Raw genomic sequence first — 15,823 nt, 5'->3', positions numbered from 1 at the left:
CACTCCTCGGGAAGGATCCGACGGTACACCCCATCCTATCGGGGCCCCTCCGGCGGCCCCCGGATGCCGCCTCGCCGGGTCTCGGCGTCGATAGGGTGAGCGCATGCTGCGCACCGCCCGTTGGGCCTGGATCTGGTCGTTCGTCCGCATCGCCGCTGCTGTCCTGGGTGTGGCGGCCGTGATCGCGCAGTTGCAGCGCAGCACGTCCAACGCCCTGCAGTTCGGCTGGCACGTGCCGACCGTCGTGGCGAACTTCCTGAGCTTCTTCACGATCCAGTCGAACCTGATCGCGGCGGTGACGCTCACGATCGGGGCGGTCTGGTGGTGGCGACGCGGGCGCGTCACCGAGGATGCCGAACCGCAGGGGTACGCCGTCCTGCTGCTGTGCGCGACGACCTATATGGTCACCACCGGCGTCGTGTACAACCTGCTGCTGCGCAACATCCCGCTGCCGCAGGGGCAGACCGTGGCGTGGTCGAACGAGGTGCTGCACGTCGTGATCCCGCTCGTGATGCTGCTGGATCTCCTCTTCGCACCTCGACGGCGCGCACTCGCGTGGAAGCGCGTGCTCGTCGTCGTGATCTACCCCATCGTGTGGGTGATCTACACGCTCCTGCGTGGACCCCTCATCACCTCGCCGGGGAGCGACGTGCCGTACTGGTACCCCTATCCGTTCCTGAACCCGAACAATCCCGAACTCGTCCCGCCCGGCTACGCGGGCGTCGCGGTCTACGTGATCGGGATCGCGATCGGCATCGTCGTCGTGGCGTTCTTCGTGGTGTGGGTGGGGCGACGGCGTGCCGTCGCCCCACCCACACCGACAGGGGCCGCGACCGCCGCTCAGTAGAATCGGGGGCATGTCGAAAGTCCTCCAGTCCCTGCCCGTCGGCGAGCGCGTCGGCATCGCCTTCTCCGGAGGGCTGGACACTTCGGTGGCGGTGGCCTGGATGCGCGACAAGGGCGCGATCCCCTGCACGTATACGGGTGATCTCGGCCAGCCCGACGAGGACGACATCGACGCGATCCCGGGTCGCGCGCTCGAGTACGGCGCCGAAGTCTCGCGACTCGTCGACTGCAAGACGGCGCTCGTGGAGGAAGGCTTCGGCGCGCTGGCGTGCGGCGCGTTCCACATCCGCTCCGGCGGCAAGACCTACTTCAACACGACTCCGCTCGGGCGCGCGGTCACCGGGACGATGCTCGTCCGCGCGATGAAGGAGGACGGCGTCGACATCTGGGGCGACGGCTCCACCTACAAGGGCAACGACATCGAGCGCTTCTACCGCTACGGCCTGCTCGCGAACCCCCGGCTGCGCATCTACAAGCCCTGGCTGGACGCCGATTTCGTCACCGAGCTCGGCGGTCGCGCCGAGATGTCGGCGTGGCTCGTCGAACACGGCTTCCCCTACCGCGACAGCGCCGAGAAGGCGTATTCGACCGACGCGAACATCTGGGGCGCGACGCACGAGGCGAAGACCCTGGAGCACCTGAACGTCTCGCTGGAGACCGTCGAGCCGATCATGGGCGTCCGCTTCTGGGATCCCTCGGTGCAGATCGACACCGAAGACGTCACCGTGACCTTCGAGCTCGGTCGCCCTGTCGCGATCAACGGCGTCGAGTACGCCGACCCGGTGGAGCTCGTGCACGAGGCGAACCGCATCGGCGGCCGCCACGGCCTCGGCATGAGCGACCAGATCGAGAACCGGATCATCGAGGCCAAGAGCCGCGGCATCTACGAGGCGCCCGCGATGGCACTGCTGTTCATCGCATACGAGCGCCTGGTGAACGGCATCCTGAACGAGGACACGCTCGCGACGTACCACGAGCAGGGCCGCCGCCTCGGTCGTCTCATGTACGAGGGCCGCTGGCTCGAGCCGCAATCGCTCATGCTGCGCGAGTCGATCCAGAAGTGGGTCGGGTCGACGATCAACGGCACCGTGACCCTGCGTCTGCGTCGTGGCGACGACTACACGATCCTGGACACCACGAGCCCGAACCTGTCGTACGGTCCGGACAAGCTCTCGATGGAGCGCGTCGGTGACGCGGCCTTCGGCCCGACCGACCGCATCGGACAGCTGACGATGCGCAACCTCGACATCGCCGACTCTCGCTCGCGCCTGGAGCAGTACGCCGGACTCGGCCTGATCGGCGGCGCGACCGGTGCGCTCGTCGGACGCCTGACCTCGGGCGAGGCGGACGAGATCACCGAGCACGCGACCGGCTACTCGGCCGAGCGCGAGCAGCTCGCCGACGCGGTGGACGAGGCATCCGAGTCGGCGTCGTTCGACTTCGGAGCCGACTGAACCACTCATAACTTGCACAGGTATGTGCAAGTTATCTAGAATCGTGCGGTGACCACCACCGCCGCCCGTCGACCGCGCCGTGACGCGCTCGAAAACCGCGCCGGCATCATCGCCGCCGCCCAGAGCGTCCTCGCCACCGACCCGAACGCGTCGCTCGATGCGATCGCCCATGCGGCCGGGCTCAGCCGTCGCGCCCTGTACGGCCACTTCTCCGACCGGGAGGCCCTGCTGCGCGCGGTGATCGAGGTGGGCGCGGCACGCTTCAACACGATCGCCGAGCAGGTGGATCACCCCGACGCCCGCGTCGCCCTCGCCCGACTCGCCGCCGACCTGTGGCGAGCGGCATCCACGGTGCAGGCCTCCGCGAACATCGCGCTCGACGACGCGCATGTCGCCGACACCGTCCGCGCGCTCGCGCCACTGCGGCGACGCGTCCGCGACCTCGTCGAGCGGGGGCGCGCGGAGGGCGCCTTCCGCGCAGACGTTCCGCCGGAGCTCCTCGGATTCCTGATCGAGGAGACGGCCCGAGCGACGCTGCGCGAGCTGCCGGCGGAGACGCCGGATGCGGCATCCGTCGTCGTCCGCGTCGTGCTGAGTGTGAGCGGGCTGTCGTGGACCGAACAGGCGGGGCTGCTGGCCGCTCACCCCGGGATCGTGGAGGAACGATGATGCGCGTGACGCTGGATGCCGTGCACAAGGGCCGCGACGGCCTCGCCCTGCCCCCGATCTCCCTCGCGTTCGAGACCGGCGCGGCGCGCATCGTGCCCGCCGAGACCGAGCAGCGACCGACCGTGCTCGGACTCATCGCATCGGGCCGCATGAAGCCCGATGCCGGAGCCGTGCGCATCGACGGCAGAACGGATGCCGCCGCCCTGCGTCGCCGCGTGGCCCTCGTCGACGCGCCCGATGTGTGCGATCCCGCACCCGATGTCGCCGTGTTCGGACTCGTGGCCGAGGAGCTCATGTTCGCGGGGCTCCCGTCGCACCCGGTCGCGGTCCTGCGCTGGCTCGACGAAGCCGGAATGCGCGAGCTGGCGCGCGTCCCGATCGCCGACGTCGCACCGCGCGAGCGGTTCCGGTTGCTGCTGGAGCTCACGGCGCTCCGGCGGAGCGTGGAGGCGATGGTCCTGGTCTCGCCGCAGCGTCACGGCGGGCATCCGGACGAGTGGTGGAGCCTGGTCGAGGAGTTCGCCGGACGCGGCTACGGGATGCTCGTGATCAGCGGTGTCGCATCGACCGCCGCGCTGGCGGGCCGTGCCGAGCGCGCGGATCTCGCGCCAGACGCGCCGGAGCCCGCAGTCGAACCTGCGTCCGAGCCCGAATCCGAGCCAGAGCCAGAACCCGAACCGGACCCGGCGCCTGAACCGGACCCGGCGCCCGAACCCGAACCGGTCCCGGCGCCCGAACCCGAACCGGACCCGGCGCCCGAACCCGAACCGGACCCGGAGCCCGAACCCGAACCCGAACCCGAACGCGACGAGAAGGGCGAGCAGCGATGAAGATCCCCGCGATGATCGCCGCCGAACTGCGGCGCCTCACCTCCCGCCGCATGTCGGTGATCGCCCTGATCGCTCTCATGTGCGTGCCGATCCTCTACGGCGGACTGTACCTGTGGGCCAATCAGGACCCGTACGGCAAGTTCGGTGACATCCCCGTCGCGCTCGTGAACGACGACGCCGGCGTGGCCGCATCGGGAGACCACCCTGCCGCGAACTACGGGGATCAGGTCGCCGACGAACTCCTCGAGGGCGGCGCGTTCGATTGGCGTGCGCTCTCCGCTGCCGAGGCGGCGCAGGAGCTCGCCGACGGCACGGTCGATTTCACCGTGACCCTCCCGATGGACTTCTCGGCCGCCCTGACCTCGGTCGGCGGGGACGATCCGCGTCAGGCGACGATCTCGCTCGAGACGAACGACGCCAACAACTACCTCGCGTCGACGATCGGCACGCAGGCCGTCGAGAAGATCCGGCGGTCGGTCGCCGAGCTCGTGAACCGCGAGGCGGCGGGGCGTCTCCTCGACGGCATCGCGGAGATCCGGGTGAATCTCGTCACCGCGGCGGACGGCGGCGCGCGCCTCGCGGACGGCGCCGCCCAGGCCGCCGCCGGTGCGCAGCAGCTCAGCACGGGGGCGGCGACGCTCGCCGACGGGACGGCCCAGCTCTCCGCCGGTGCGCAGCAGGCGGCCGCGGGTTCGGCGGACCTGGCCGCGGGCGCCCAGCAGCTCTCGGGCGGGGCCGCGCAGGTCGCGGACGGCAATGAGACGCTCGCGGGCTATGCCGATCGAGCCGGTACGGCGGTGCAGCAGGCGGCCGACGCCGTGCCGCAGGCGCGCGCGGACATCGCGGCCCTCCTGGCCGAACAGGGCCTCGATCAGGACCAGATCGACGCGGTGCTCGCACGCCTGGATCCGGTCGGCGAGGCGATCCAGAACGGGAACGCACGCGTGCAGGATGCCGTCGGCCAGGTCGATGCCCTCGCAGCGGGCGCCCGGCAGGTCGCCGACGGAGCCTCGACCCTGTCCGGCGGCGCCGCACAGCTGGCCTCGGGCACGGCGGCCCTCGCCGACGGCGCCGCAGCCGCGGCGAGCGGGGCGGCACAGGTCAGCGGGGGTGCGGCATCCCTCTCCGACGGCACCGCCGCGCTCTCCAGCGGTGCCGCGGAACTGCGGGACGGACTGGAATCCGGCGTCGACGAGATCCCGGACTCGTCCGCGACACTGCGCCTGCAGCAGGCGCAGACCATCTCCGACCCCGTCGCGGTCGAGACCGGCAAGGTCGCGGCGGCCGGAGACTACGGCGCGGGGCTGGCCCCGTTCTTCGTCGCACTCGCCGGGTGGATCGGCATCTACGCGCTGTTCCTGATCGTCAAGCCCGTCTCACGTCGCGCCGTCACGGCCCTGCGGACGCCGGTGCGGGTCGCCGTGGCGGGCTGGCTCACTCCGGCGATGCTCGGCGCCGCCTCCATGATCGTTCTGTTCGGCGTGCTCGCGATCGCGCTCGGCTTCGGCTTCGCGAACCCGCTCGGAACCCTCGGCATCATGGTGCTCGCCTCGTTCACGTACGCGGCGATCATCCTCGCGCTCAACGTCTGGCTCGGCTCGGTCGGTCAGTTCCTGGGTCTGGTGCTCATGGTCCTCCAGCTCGTCACCGCCGGTGGCACATTCCCGTGGCAGACGCTGCCCGCGCCGCTCACGACGCTGCACCACGTGCTGCCGATGGGCTATGTCGTGGACGCGATGCGGCAGGTCATGTACGGGGGCGATGCGAGCAGGGTGTGGTTCGACCTGAGCGTGCTGCTCATCTGGATGCTCGGGGCGCTCGTCCTGGCTGCCCTCGGGGTGACGCGGATGATGCACTCCCGGACGCTCCGCGATCTGCAGCCCAGCCTCATCGGGTGAGACGGTTGACGGTAATACTTGCGTGATTGCGTAATTACGCTACCCTGCAAGTATGTCCGACGTCCTCAGCGAGACGTTCACGGCGCTGGCCGATCCGACCCGGCGCGCGATCATCGCGCGCCTGTCCCGGGGCGAGGCGACGGTGACCGAACTCGCCGAACCGTTCGCCCTCAGCCTGCCGACCGTCTCCCGCCACATCGCGTCGCTCGAGCGTGCCGGGCTCGTCCGCAAGGCGCGCCGGGGACAGGAGCGCACCTGCGCGCTGAACACCGACCGGCTCCGCGACGCCGAGGACTGGATCGCCGAGTACCGCGACTTCTTCGAGAGTCGCTTCGACGCGCTGTCGCGCCAGCTCAGCGCACACCCCACCGAGGAGGACGACCGATGACCGAGAACCGCAGAATCGTCGTGACGCGCGAGTTCGCCGCACCGCGGGCGGCCGTGTTCCGCGCATGGACCGTTCCGTCCGAACTGGAGTGGTTCCTCAATCCCGATCAGCCTCGGCCGGACCAACCGATCGAGGTCGATCTGCGCGTCGGCGGCGCGTGGACGGTGCCCATGGTGATCGATGCGGACACGTCCTACACGACGGGCGGCATCTACCTGGAGATCGTCCGCGACGAGCGCATCGTCTTCGCGTGGGGCGCCGAGGACGGCTGGCCGAAGCTCGATCGCGCCGACCTCTGGGCCGGTCCGATCGCAACCCTCGAGTTCGAGGACCTCGACGGCGACCCCGCATCCTGCCGGGCGACGATGACCCTCGCGCTTCCCGAGACGATGGCCGAACCCGAGGTCCGGGAGTGGCTCTCGAAGGGCATCGGCGCCGGCTGGCGGGCGACGGTGGAACGACTGACGGTGCCGGCGACGACGGCGGCCTGAGGGCCCATCCGGCCCGCGCCGGGGCGCGGAGCACTACGCGCGGGTTACGATGCCTGACGGTACCCTGGCGCCCGAACGCCCGGGACCGAGGCTCACGGTGCATGACACCGCGTTCCTCCGGCATCCTTCCGAAAGCGCTTCAATGTCGAAGACCCTCACCGACTCGATCCTCACCGCCGACGACACCTCCGCACCCGCCGCCGACCGGCCGCGTCGCTCGGTCGGGCGCGTGATCGGCATCGCGGCGTTCAGCGTCGTCGCCGGGCTCATCGTCATCGCGCTGATCGTCGCCGGCACGATCGTCTGGACGATCCAGCGTTCGTTCCCGCAGCTGGAGGGCACGATCGCCGTCGACGGACTCGCTGCGGACGTGACGGTCCAGCGGGACGCGCTCGGCATCCCGACGATCACCGCCTCCGACACGGACGACCTGTTCTTCGCGCAGGGCTACGTGCACGCGCAGGATCGGTTCTGGGAGATGGACTTCCGCCGGCACGTCACGAGCGGCAGGCTCTCGGAGCTGTTCGGGGAGTCTCAACTCTCGACCGACAGATTCCTGCGGACGCTCGGCTGGCGCGAGGTCGCGGCGCAGGAGGTCGAGGCGCTCGACCCCGAGGTCGCGTCGTACTACGACGCGTACGCGGCGGGCGTCAACGCCTACCTCGCGGAGCATCGCGGGGCGGACGCATCGTTCGAATACGCCGTGCTGGGTCTGCAGAACCCCGACTACGAGATCGGGCCGTGGACGCCGGAGGACTCGGTGGCGTGGCTGAAGGCGATGGCCTGGGACCTCCGCACGAACATCGAGGACGAGACTTCGCGCGCTGTGATCGCCCCCGACTTCACGGCGACGCAGATCGACGAGCTGTACCCCGGCTACCCGTTCGCGGACAACCCGGTGATCGTACCCTCGCTCGTCGCGGCACAGCCGGCGAACGCGACGACGAACCAGGGGACGACGTCGACGGCATCCGTGCAGTGGAGCGAGGTCGACGGCGTGATCGAGGCCGTCAGCGCGCTCGTCGGCGACGCGGGCGAAGGCATCGGGTCGAACTCATGGGTCGTCTCGGGCGACCTCACCGAGAGCGGGATGCCGCTCCTGGCGAACGACCCGCATCTGGGTGCCGCGCTGCCCAGCGTCTGGCATCAGATCGGGCTGCGCTGCCGCGCCGTCACCGAATCGTGTCCGTTCGACGTCGCCGGCTTCAGCTTCTCGGGACTCCCCGGCATCGTGATCGGGCACAACGACCGCGTCGCGTGGGGATTCACGAACCTCACCACGGACGTGACGGATCTCTACCTGGAGAAGATCGAGGGCGATCAGTACCGGCGCGACGGTCAGCTCGTGCCGCTCCAGGAGCGCACCGAGGTGATCGAGGTCGCCGGATCCGAAGACGTCGAGCTCCGCATCCGTGCAACCGAGAACGGGCCGATCCTCTCCGACCTCACCGACGACTTCAGCGCGATCGCCGCCGCCCCCTTCACCGGGACGGGGGGGTCGGTCGAGCCGCCGGCGAATGCGCCGGAGGGTGAGTACGCCGTGAGCCTGAAGTGGACGGCCCTGGAGCCGGGGACCACCGCCTCCGCGATCTTCGCGCTGGACCTCGCGCAGGACTTCGAGGACTTCCGCGCCGCCGCCCGGCTCTTCGACGTCCCCGCGCAGAATCTGCTGTACGCCGATGTCGAGGGCAACATCGGCTATCAGACGCCGGGTCGCCTGCCGATCCGGGGCGCCGGCGACGGCTCGATGCCGCAGCCGGGCTGGGATTCGGCGTTCGCATGGCAGGGCTTCATCCCGTTCGACGAGCTGCCCACCGCGTACAACCCGGCGGAGGGCTACATCGTGACGGCGAACAACGCGATCGTCGGTGAGGACTACCCCTACTTCCTGACGCGGGACTGGGACTACGGCTGGCGCGCGGCGCGCATCACCGACCTCCTCCAGCGGAAGATCGCGATGGGGCCACTGACGGCGACCGACCTCCGCGACATCCAGGCCGACAACGAGTTCGCGGTCGGCAAGCAGCTCGCCGCCGCCTACGCCGACATCGAGACGGGACGGCGGGGGCCGGATGCCGCGCTGGGGATGCTGCAGACCTGGGACGCCCAGAACGCGGCGGACTCCGGTGCCGCGGCGTACGCGAACGTGCTGTGGGACGAACTCGTGGAGAGTCTCTTCGTCACCGGCCGCGACGGTGCGGCGCCGACGACGGACCAGGGGCGGCTGTTCCTGGTCGTCCAGAATCTGCTCGAGGATCCGGCATCCGAGTGGTGGACGAACGAGGAGCTCGGAGTCGACGGGCAACGCGGGATGCTCGTGCACGCGGCCGACGCGGCCTACGACCGGCTCGTGGCGTTGCAGGGTGAGGATCCGGGGCGGTGGAACTGGGGCGGACTGCACGCCCTGCCGCTGAACAGCGCGACGTTCGGCGAATCCGGAATCGCCCCGATCGAGATGCTGTTCAATCGCGGCCCGTTCCCGGTGGGCGGCGGCTCATCGGTCGTGAATGCGACCGGGTGGGACATCGGCGGCGGCTTCGAGACGATCACGGTGCCCTCGATGCGCATGATCGTCGACCTCGCGGACCTCGATCGCTCGAGCTGGAACAACCTGACCGGCAACAGCGGGCACACGTACCACCCGAACTACGTCGACCAGACCCCGGCGTGGCAGCGTGCCGAGCTCACTGCGTGGCCCTTCAGCCGCGCCGCGGTCACGGCGGCGACGACCCACGAGCTGACGCTGCGGCCCGCCGACTGACGGATGCCGCGGCTCAGCCGCCGGCAGCGGGCGGAGTCTCCTTCGACTCGGCGAGCTCGTCCGTGAACAGGGAGCGCTCGTCGAGTGTGCCGTTGCGGTAGGCCTGCCTGCCGACCATGTGGGCGGACAGCGGCGCGGTCGCGAGCTGGATCAGGACGACCGGCACGAGGAAGGCCACCACGGCCCAGGAGCGCAGCGAAAGCGCGGTCGCGAGGCAGATCAGGATCAGCCCGAGCACTTGGGGCTTGGTCGCCGCATGCAGCCGGGTCGGCACGTCGCGGAAGCGCAGGAGTCCGATCGCCGCGGTGAGGCACAGCAGCGCCCCGATCAGGATCAGGACGAGTGCGGTGACATCCAGGGCGGCATCCACGTCGATCATCGGTCCACGTTGTCCTTCCTCGCAACGAACCGCGCGATCGAGATGGATCCGAAGACCCCGACCGCGGCGATGATCAGCAGGACGGGGAGCGTGCGGGTGTGCTGGTTGATCGCCATCTCCGCGCCGAGGACGCACATCACCAGGGTCAGCAGGACGTCGGAGGCGACGGCGCGGTCGAGGATGGACGGTCCCACGACGATGCGCCACAGCGTCAGCAGCGCCGAGACGCCGAAGACGACGTAGATCGCGATCAGGAGCACGTTCATACCGGCGCGCCTCCCTGGCGGGGCGTCTCCACGGTGGCCTTCCGGATGACCTCGAGCTGGGCGCGCGACCCGACCGCACGGACGATGCGCGCCTCCCACCCGAGGATCGCGCGGCGCTGCGCCTCGACCTCCTCGGCGGTGGTCGCCCCGATCACGTGGAGATACAGGATGCGGCGGTCACGGTCGGCCTCGATGATGAGCGAGCCCGGGATGAGCGAGGTCGTCACGGCAGTGTGGGCCATGATCAGGTCGTCGTCCGTCCGCAGATGCACCGCGATGATCGACGCTCCGGGCTGACGCCGGACGTCCAGGACCTGCCACGCGACCAGGAGCGAACCGCGGATGAGCGCCCCGAAGAACGTGACGACGAACACGAGGCCGTACCAGAGGTTCACGCGGCCCGACAGCTCGACCGGGGGCAGGCGGAACACCCTCGTCACGGCGACCGCTGCGATCAGTCCGGTGACGAACGCCACGAGGGTGAACTGGCCCCAGAGCAGCATCCACAGGGCGATGAGCCACACGAAGAACGGCAGCTGCCGCCACACCTGCTGCAACACGCCGCGCTTGCCGCTGCCCTCCGGCGGGTGGGTGCTGCTGCGCGCCGGCTCGCCGGCCGCTTGACCCGCGCTGTGCCGCGGGCGGGAGGTGTGGTGGATCGGCGCCGTCATTGGCCCGCCTCCTGCTGCAGCTCCGAGATGCTCACGGGTTCGAGCAGGCTCGCTCCGATGCGGGCGCACACGTCGTAGAGCGGGCCGGCGAACAGCGTGAGCGCCACCGTCACGGCGACCATGCCGGCCGTCGAGGCGGTCATGATACGCGGGATCACACGACGCTCGGTCTCGACCGCGGCGGCGGGGGCGTCGCCGAGGTACGAGATGCGGGCCTCCGTCTCGTCGGACTCCTCCTCTTCGCGCCAGAACGCGAGGTTCCATGCGCGCATGAGGGCGTAGAGCGTGAGGAGCGATGTCACCACGCCGCCGACGATCAGCACGATCATGAGCGGCGTGCCGACTTCGGCCGCAGCGTCGAACAGCGCGTACTTGCCGATGAAGCCCGAGAAGGGCGGCAGACCGCCGAGGTTCACGGCGGGGATGAAGTACAGCACGGCGATCACGGGCGCCGCCCGCATGAGGCCCTTCACCCGCAGGATCGACGTGCTTCCGGCCCGGCGCTCGATGAGACCGACCGCGAGGAAGAGCGTCGTCTGCACCACGATGTGGTGGACCATGTAGTAGATCGTCGCCCCGATCGCCGCCGGCGTCGCGATCGCGAGTCCGAAGACCATGTATCCCACGTGGCTGACGAGCGTGAACGACAGGATGCGTTTGAGCTCCGCCTGGGCGAGCGCACCGAGGACGCCGACGATCATGGTCGCGAGCGCCACGATCATGAGCACCGCGTTGACGTCGTTCTCGCGGAAGAGCAGCGTCTCCGTGCGGATCATCGCGTAGACGCCGACCTTCGTCAGCAAGCCGGCGAACACCGCCGTGACCGGCGCGGGTGCGGTCGGGTAGCTGTCGGGCAGCCAGAACGACAGCGGGAACACCGCGGCCTTGATGCTGAACGCGAGGAGCAGCAGCACGTGCAGCACGGTCTGCGTCTGCTGCGGCAGCTCGCCCATGCGCTCCGAGATCTGCACCATGTTCACGGTGCCCAGGGCGCCGTAGATCACGGCGATCGAGGCGAGGAAAAGAATCGAGGAGACGAGCGAGACGACGATGTAGACGACGCCGGTGCGGATGCGGTTCTCGGTGCTTCCGAGAGTGATGAGCACATAGGACGCGACGAGCAGGATCTCGAATCCGACGTACAGGTTGAACAGGTCGCCCGCGACGAAGGCCGTGAAGATCCCGGCGGCGAGGATCAGGTAGGACGGGTGGAAGATCGAGACCGGGGTGTCGTCGTCGCCGTCCGCGGCGCCCTGGCCGACCGAGAACAGCAGCACCGCGAGCAGCACGATGCTGGAGACGACCACGAGCAGGGCGGCGAGCCGATCGACGTACAGCACGATGCCGAACGGCACCGGCCAGTCGCCCACCGACACCGCGATCGGCGCGTTGCTCGCGTCGACGATCACGAGGAGCACCGCGGCGATCGCGCAGACGACCGTGAGCGTGATGACCGAGACGGCCACCTGCGTCCGGCGGTGGCGGCCTGCGATCAGCGCGACCGCCGCGCCGAGGAGCGGCAGGGTGACCAGGAGCGGCACGAGGGTTCCGACGGTCATCCGTCATCCCTCCCGTCCTGCGCGGCATCCGTCCGCGCGTCGCGACGCGTCACAGGACGGTCGGTCGGTGCATCGTCGCGCAGCCCCGCGAAGTCGCGGCTGCCGAGCACGGTGATCGGGGTGTTGGCGAGACCCACGAAGTCGGTCGTGGAGTCGTCGGCCTCCAGCTCGGTCTCGTCGTCCATCGCGTCCTCGGCGGCCGCCCCCCGGGCGCGCAGCGCGATGTCCTCGGCGTCGTCCTCGACCGTGTCGGCCTGCCCGAGCTGCCACGACCGGTAGATCAGCGCGAGCAGGAACGCCGAGATCGCGAACGTGATGACGATCGCGGTGAGGGTGAGCGCCTGCGGCAGCGGGTCCGACATCTCCTCGACGGGCCCCGCGCCGAAGAAGGGAGCGATCCCGGGCCGGCCCATCACGATCAGCAGCAGAAGGTTCGTGGCGTTGCCGAGCAGCAGGAATCCGATCAGCACACGCGTGAGGCTGCGCTCGAGCATCGCGTACACGCCGCACGCGAACAGGACCGCCATCACGACGATCAGGACGAGGGAGACATTCATCAGGCGATCACCCCGCTCCGCTCCGAGCCGCCCGCGACGGACGCGTCGCGGAGCTCCTGGGCCTGCCGGTCGACTTCGGCGCCGAGGCTGCGCAGAACGTCGAGGACGAGCCCGATCACCACGAGGTAGACGCCGATGTCGAAGATCGTCGAGGTGACGAACTCGATGTGGCCGATCACGGGGAGGTCCGCTTCGAAGAAGAAGCTGGTGAGCGGCGGAGCACCGAACAGGAGCGGCACGACGGCGCACGCGACGGCGATCGACATGCCGACGCCGAGGAGCTTTCCGGCATCCGTCGGCGCCGCCGCCCCCAGCTCGTAGCGCCCGCCCGCGACGTAGCGCATCACGAGCGCCATTCCGGCGATGAGTCCGCCGGCGAACCCGCCGCCGGGGAGGTTGTGGCCGGCGAACAGGACGTACAGCGACACGATGATGATCGAGTGGAAGAGCACGCGGACGATCACCTCGAGCAGGATCGACCTGTTCTCGGGCTTCACCCGCTGCCCCCCGACGAGCCACGCCATCCGCTGACTCCCCGCCGCTTCGCCGCGCGGGCGGACGCCCTCCTCCGTCTCCACGAGCGGGCGGCGTGTGCGAGCCGCGGCCGGGGGCAGCGGCGCGATGATGCGCGACAGCGTGTCGGCGCGGTGCGTGACGAACACGAGGGACGCGACACCGGTCGCGGCGAGGATCAGCACGGACAGCTCGCCCATCGTGTCCCACCCGCGGAGGTCCACCAGCGCGACGTTCACGACGTTCTTGCCGTGGCCGATCTCGTAGGCGAGCTTCGGGAAGGCCTCCGAGATCGGCCGCGCTTCGCGCGCGGCCGTCGCGACGATCGCCACGGCGGCCATCGTGACGCCGACCGCCGCGGCGAGCACTCCGCGGGCGAGCGGGCGCACCGATGCGTTGTGCTCGCCCATGCGCGAGGGGATGCGGCGCAGCACGAGCGCGAAGGCGACGAGCGTCACGGTCTCCACGAGGATCTGCGTGAGCGCGAGGTCGGGCGCACCGCTCGTCGCGAACAGCAGGACCATGCCGAGTCCGGTGACCGAGACGAGGACGACGCCGGTGTAGCGCTTGCGCGCGCGGACGGCGACGAGGCCCGCAGCGATCATGATGGGCGCGGCGACGAGCTGTGTCGGCGTGTGGAACGCGTCCAGCTCGGCTTGCCACTGCCCACCGGCGAGCAGCGCGGTGCCCTCCGCGGCGACGAAGACCACGAAGATCGTGCCGACGTAGACCGGCAGCGAGCCGCGCTGGGTGAGGCTCGTCGTGCCGACCGACAGGCGCGCGATCCCGCGCAGAACGGCGTTGTACACGTCGGGGGCGGTGAAGGGCAGCATCCGCTTGACAGAAGTGCGGAACGCCGTGAGCCAGAACACGACGGCGCCGAGGGCGATCGTCCCGAGCGAGATCCACAGGGCGGGCTCGAAGCCGTGCCAGAGCTCGAGGTGGGCGGGATACTCCGGCGCCGCGACGCCGGGGGACGCCGCCGGCGACAGCGCCGCGTACGGGGCGAGGGCGGTGTCCAGCAGCGGCGCGGCGAAGCCGGCGACGAGCGTGAGTCCCGCGAGCAGAACCGGGGCGCCGAGGAAGCCGATCGGAGGATCGGGCCACTCGGTGCGCTGAGCGGCTGATCCGTCCGCCTGCTTCTTGGTCCAGAACGCGCCCCACAGGAAGCGGATGCCGTACGCGGCCGTCAGGATCGAGCCGAGGACGATGCCCGCGAAGCCGACGATGCCCCACACCGCTCCGGCGGCGGCCTCATGCAGGAACGCCGCGAGCACGCCCTCTTTCGCGACGAACCCGATCGTGGGGATCACACCGATCATCGATGCGATCGCGATCGTCGCGAACGTCGCCATCACCGGTGCCTGGCGCCCGACACCGCTCAGCTCTCCGATGTCGCGCGTGGACAGCTGACGGTCGATCACACCGACGATCAGGAAGAGCGCTGACTTGAACAGCGCATGGCTGATCAGCAGCGCCATGCCGGCGAGTGCGGCATCCTGCGTGCCGTATCCCAGGACGACCGTGAGGAAGCCGAGCTGACTGACCGTACCGAAAGCGAGGATGCGCTTGAGGTCGGATTCGCGCAGCGACTGCAGGCCGCCGAGCAGCATCGTGAAGACGCCGAGACCGACGACGATCGGCCGCCAGACCGGCGAATCTCCGAAGACGGGTGCGAACAGGGCGATCAGGTAGATGCCGGCCTTCACCATCGCCGCGGCGTGCAGGTAGGCGCTCACCGGCGTCGGTGCGGCCATCGCCCCCGGCAGCCAGAAGTGGAACGGGAAGATCGCGGATTTGCTCAGCGCGCCCACGAGCAGCAGCACGAGCGCGGCGTCGATCACCGGACCGGTCGGGTCGGAGGCGAGGATGAGCGAGATGCTGGAGGTGCCGGTCTCGACGACCATGAGCACGACGCCGATCAGCATGACCAGACCGCCGAGCGTCGTGACGAGGAGGGCCTGCAGGGCCGCGCGCCTGCTCGCTCCACGGCGGTTGTAGAAGCCGATCAGGAGGTAGGACAGGACGCTCGTGAGCTCCCAGAACATCACGAGGACCACGAGGTCGTCCGTGATCACCAGCCCGTACATCGCCCCGGCGAATGCGAGCAGCACGGCGGAGAACTGACCCACCCCGTCGCTCTTGCCGCGGAAGTACCAGCGGCAGTACAGCAGCACGAGTGCACCCACGCCGGTGACGATGAGCGCCATGACCCACGAGAGCGTGTCCAGCCGCATCGAGAGCTGGATGCCGAGCGCGGGGATCCAGTCGAATGCTTCGAACGGAAAGCCTCCGGACAGCACGGCCGGCGTCTGCACCGCGGTGTAGACGAACGCGGCCAGCGGCAGGAGAGCGGCGACGTAGAACGCCCGCGCCCCGATCCTCGCGACGAGCCAGGGGAGCGCGATCGGAACGATCGCGAACGCGGCGAGGAGGACCAGCATGCGGCCTCCTCGGGGTGCTCGGCCTCACGGCGCGGTTGTCAGTGGCGGAACGTCAGTGGCAGACGGCGCACGGCGGCGGCTCGGGCGATCGGGGTTG

The 15,823-nt window shown here is 69.9% G+C and carries 14 protein-coding genes; 8 read left to right on the top strand and 6 right to left on the bottom strand.

Going from position 1 to position 15,823, the window contains the following annotated elements; genetic code table 11:
- Positions 1 to 103 precede the first annotated feature (103 nt).
- The 8 genes from ABD197_RS01930 (at position 104) to ABD197_RS01895 (ending at position 9,337) form a co-directional block, all read left to right on the top strand.
- Entirely contained in the window at positions 104 to 847 is a 744-nt protein-coding gene (locus ABD197_RS01930) for a Pr6Pr family membrane protein (RefSeq protein ID WP_344051035.1), read from the top strand.
- Between the two features lie 10 nt (positions 848 to 857).
- Positions 858 to 2,300 (top strand): argininosuccinate synthase, encoded by a 1,443-nt coding sequence (gene argG, locus ABD197_RS01925; RefSeq protein WP_344051033.1) that lies wholly within the window; start codon positions 858 to 860, stop codon positions 2,298 to 2,300.
- Positions 2,301 to 2,348: 48 nt separating this feature from the next.
- Positions 2,349 to 2,969 carry a TetR/AcrR family transcriptional regulator gene (locus ABD197_RS01920; protein WP_344051031.1) on the top strand — a complete coding sequence of 207 codons (621 nt, stop codon included), beginning with the start codon at positions 2,349 to 2,351 and terminating at the stop codon, positions 2,967 to 2,969.
- Positions 2,966 to 3,799, top strand: coding sequence for a hypothetical protein (locus ABD197_RS01915; RefSeq protein ID WP_344051029.1), 834 nt, complete (start codon positions 2,966 to 2,968; stop codon positions 3,797 to 3,799). The genes ABD197_RS01920 and ABD197_RS01915 overlap by 4 nt, the downstream gene beginning before the upstream one ends.
- A complete protein-coding gene (locus tag ABD197_RS01910; protein WP_344051027.1) occupies positions 3,796 to 5,697 on the top strand; it encodes a YhgE/Pip family protein in 1,902 nt (633 codons plus the stop codon). Before ABD197_RS01915 ends, ABD197_RS01910 begins: the two co-directional genes overlap by 4 nt.
- Before the next feature lie 52 nt (positions 5,698 to 5,749).
- On the top strand, positions 5,750 to 6,085 hold the full coding sequence (locus ABD197_RS01905) for an ArsR/SmtB family transcription factor (protein WP_344051025.1): 336 nt from the start codon (positions 5,750 to 5,752) through the stop codon (positions 6,083 to 6,085).
- Positions 6,082 to 6,576, top strand: a complete 495-nt coding sequence (locus tag ABD197_RS01900; protein ID WP_344051023.1) for an SRPBCC family protein — start codon at positions 6,082 to 6,084, stop codon at positions 6,574 to 6,576. The genes ABD197_RS01905 and ABD197_RS01900 overlap by 4 nt, the downstream gene beginning before the upstream one ends.
- A 142-nt stretch (positions 6,577 to 6,718) precedes the next feature.
- On the top strand, positions 6,719 to 9,337 hold the full coding sequence (locus ABD197_RS01895; RefSeq protein ID WP_344051021.1) for a penicillin acylase family protein: 2,619 nt from the start codon (positions 6,719 to 6,721) through the stop codon (positions 9,335 to 9,337).
- Positions 9,338 to 9,350: 13 nt separating this feature from the next.
- Here the strand turns inward: ABD197_RS01895 and mnhG are convergent, their stop codons facing one another.
- Genes mnhG through ABD197_RS01865 form a run of 6 tightly spaced genes read right to left on the bottom strand, consistent with a single transcriptional unit; the run spans position 9,351 to position 15,726 of the window.
- A complete protein-coding gene (mnhG, locus tag ABD197_RS01890) occupies positions 9,351 to 9,716 on the bottom strand; it encodes a monovalent cation/H(+) antiporter subunit G (protein ID WP_344051019.1) in 366 nt (121 codons plus the stop codon).
- A complete protein-coding gene (locus tag ABD197_RS01885) occupies positions 9,713 to 9,982 on the bottom strand; it encodes an MrpF/PhaF family protein (protein WP_344051017.1) in 270 nt (89 codons plus the stop codon). The genes mnhG and ABD197_RS01885 overlap by 4 nt, the downstream gene beginning before the upstream one ends.
- On the bottom strand, positions 9,979 to 10,653 hold the full coding sequence (locus ABD197_RS01880) for a Na+/H+ antiporter subunit E (RefSeq protein ID WP_344051015.1): 675 nt from the start codon (positions 10,651 to 10,653) through the stop codon (positions 9,979 to 9,981). The genes ABD197_RS01885 and ABD197_RS01880 overlap by 4 nt, the downstream gene beginning before the upstream one ends.
- Positions 10,650 to 12,212 (bottom strand): Na+/H+ antiporter subunit D, encoded by a 1,563-nt coding sequence (locus ABD197_RS01875; RefSeq protein ID WP_344051013.1) that lies wholly within the window; start codon positions 12,210 to 12,212, stop codon positions 10,650 to 10,652. Before ABD197_RS01875 ends, ABD197_RS01880 begins: the two co-directional genes overlap by 4 nt.
- On the bottom strand, positions 12,209 to 12,769 hold the full coding sequence (locus ABD197_RS01870; RefSeq protein WP_344051011.1) for a Na(+)/H(+) antiporter subunit C: 561 nt from the start codon (positions 12,767 to 12,769) through the stop codon (positions 12,209 to 12,211). The genes ABD197_RS01875 and ABD197_RS01870 overlap by 4 nt, the downstream gene beginning before the upstream one ends.
- A complete protein-coding gene (locus tag ABD197_RS01865; protein WP_344051009.1) occupies positions 12,769 to 15,726 on the bottom strand; it encodes a Na+/H+ antiporter subunit A in 2,958 nt (985 codons plus the stop codon). Before ABD197_RS01865 ends, ABD197_RS01870 begins: the two co-directional genes overlap by 1 nt.
- Between the last annotated feature and the right edge of the window lie 97 nt (positions 15,727 to 15,823).

Source organism: Microbacterium lacus (assembly GCF_039531105.1).
In the GTDB taxonomy this organism is placed as follows: Bacteria; Actinomycetota; Actinomycetes; order Actinomycetales; family Microbacteriaceae; genus Microbacterium; species Microbacterium lacus.
This window is presented reverse-complemented; position numbering and strand designations above follow the sequence as displayed.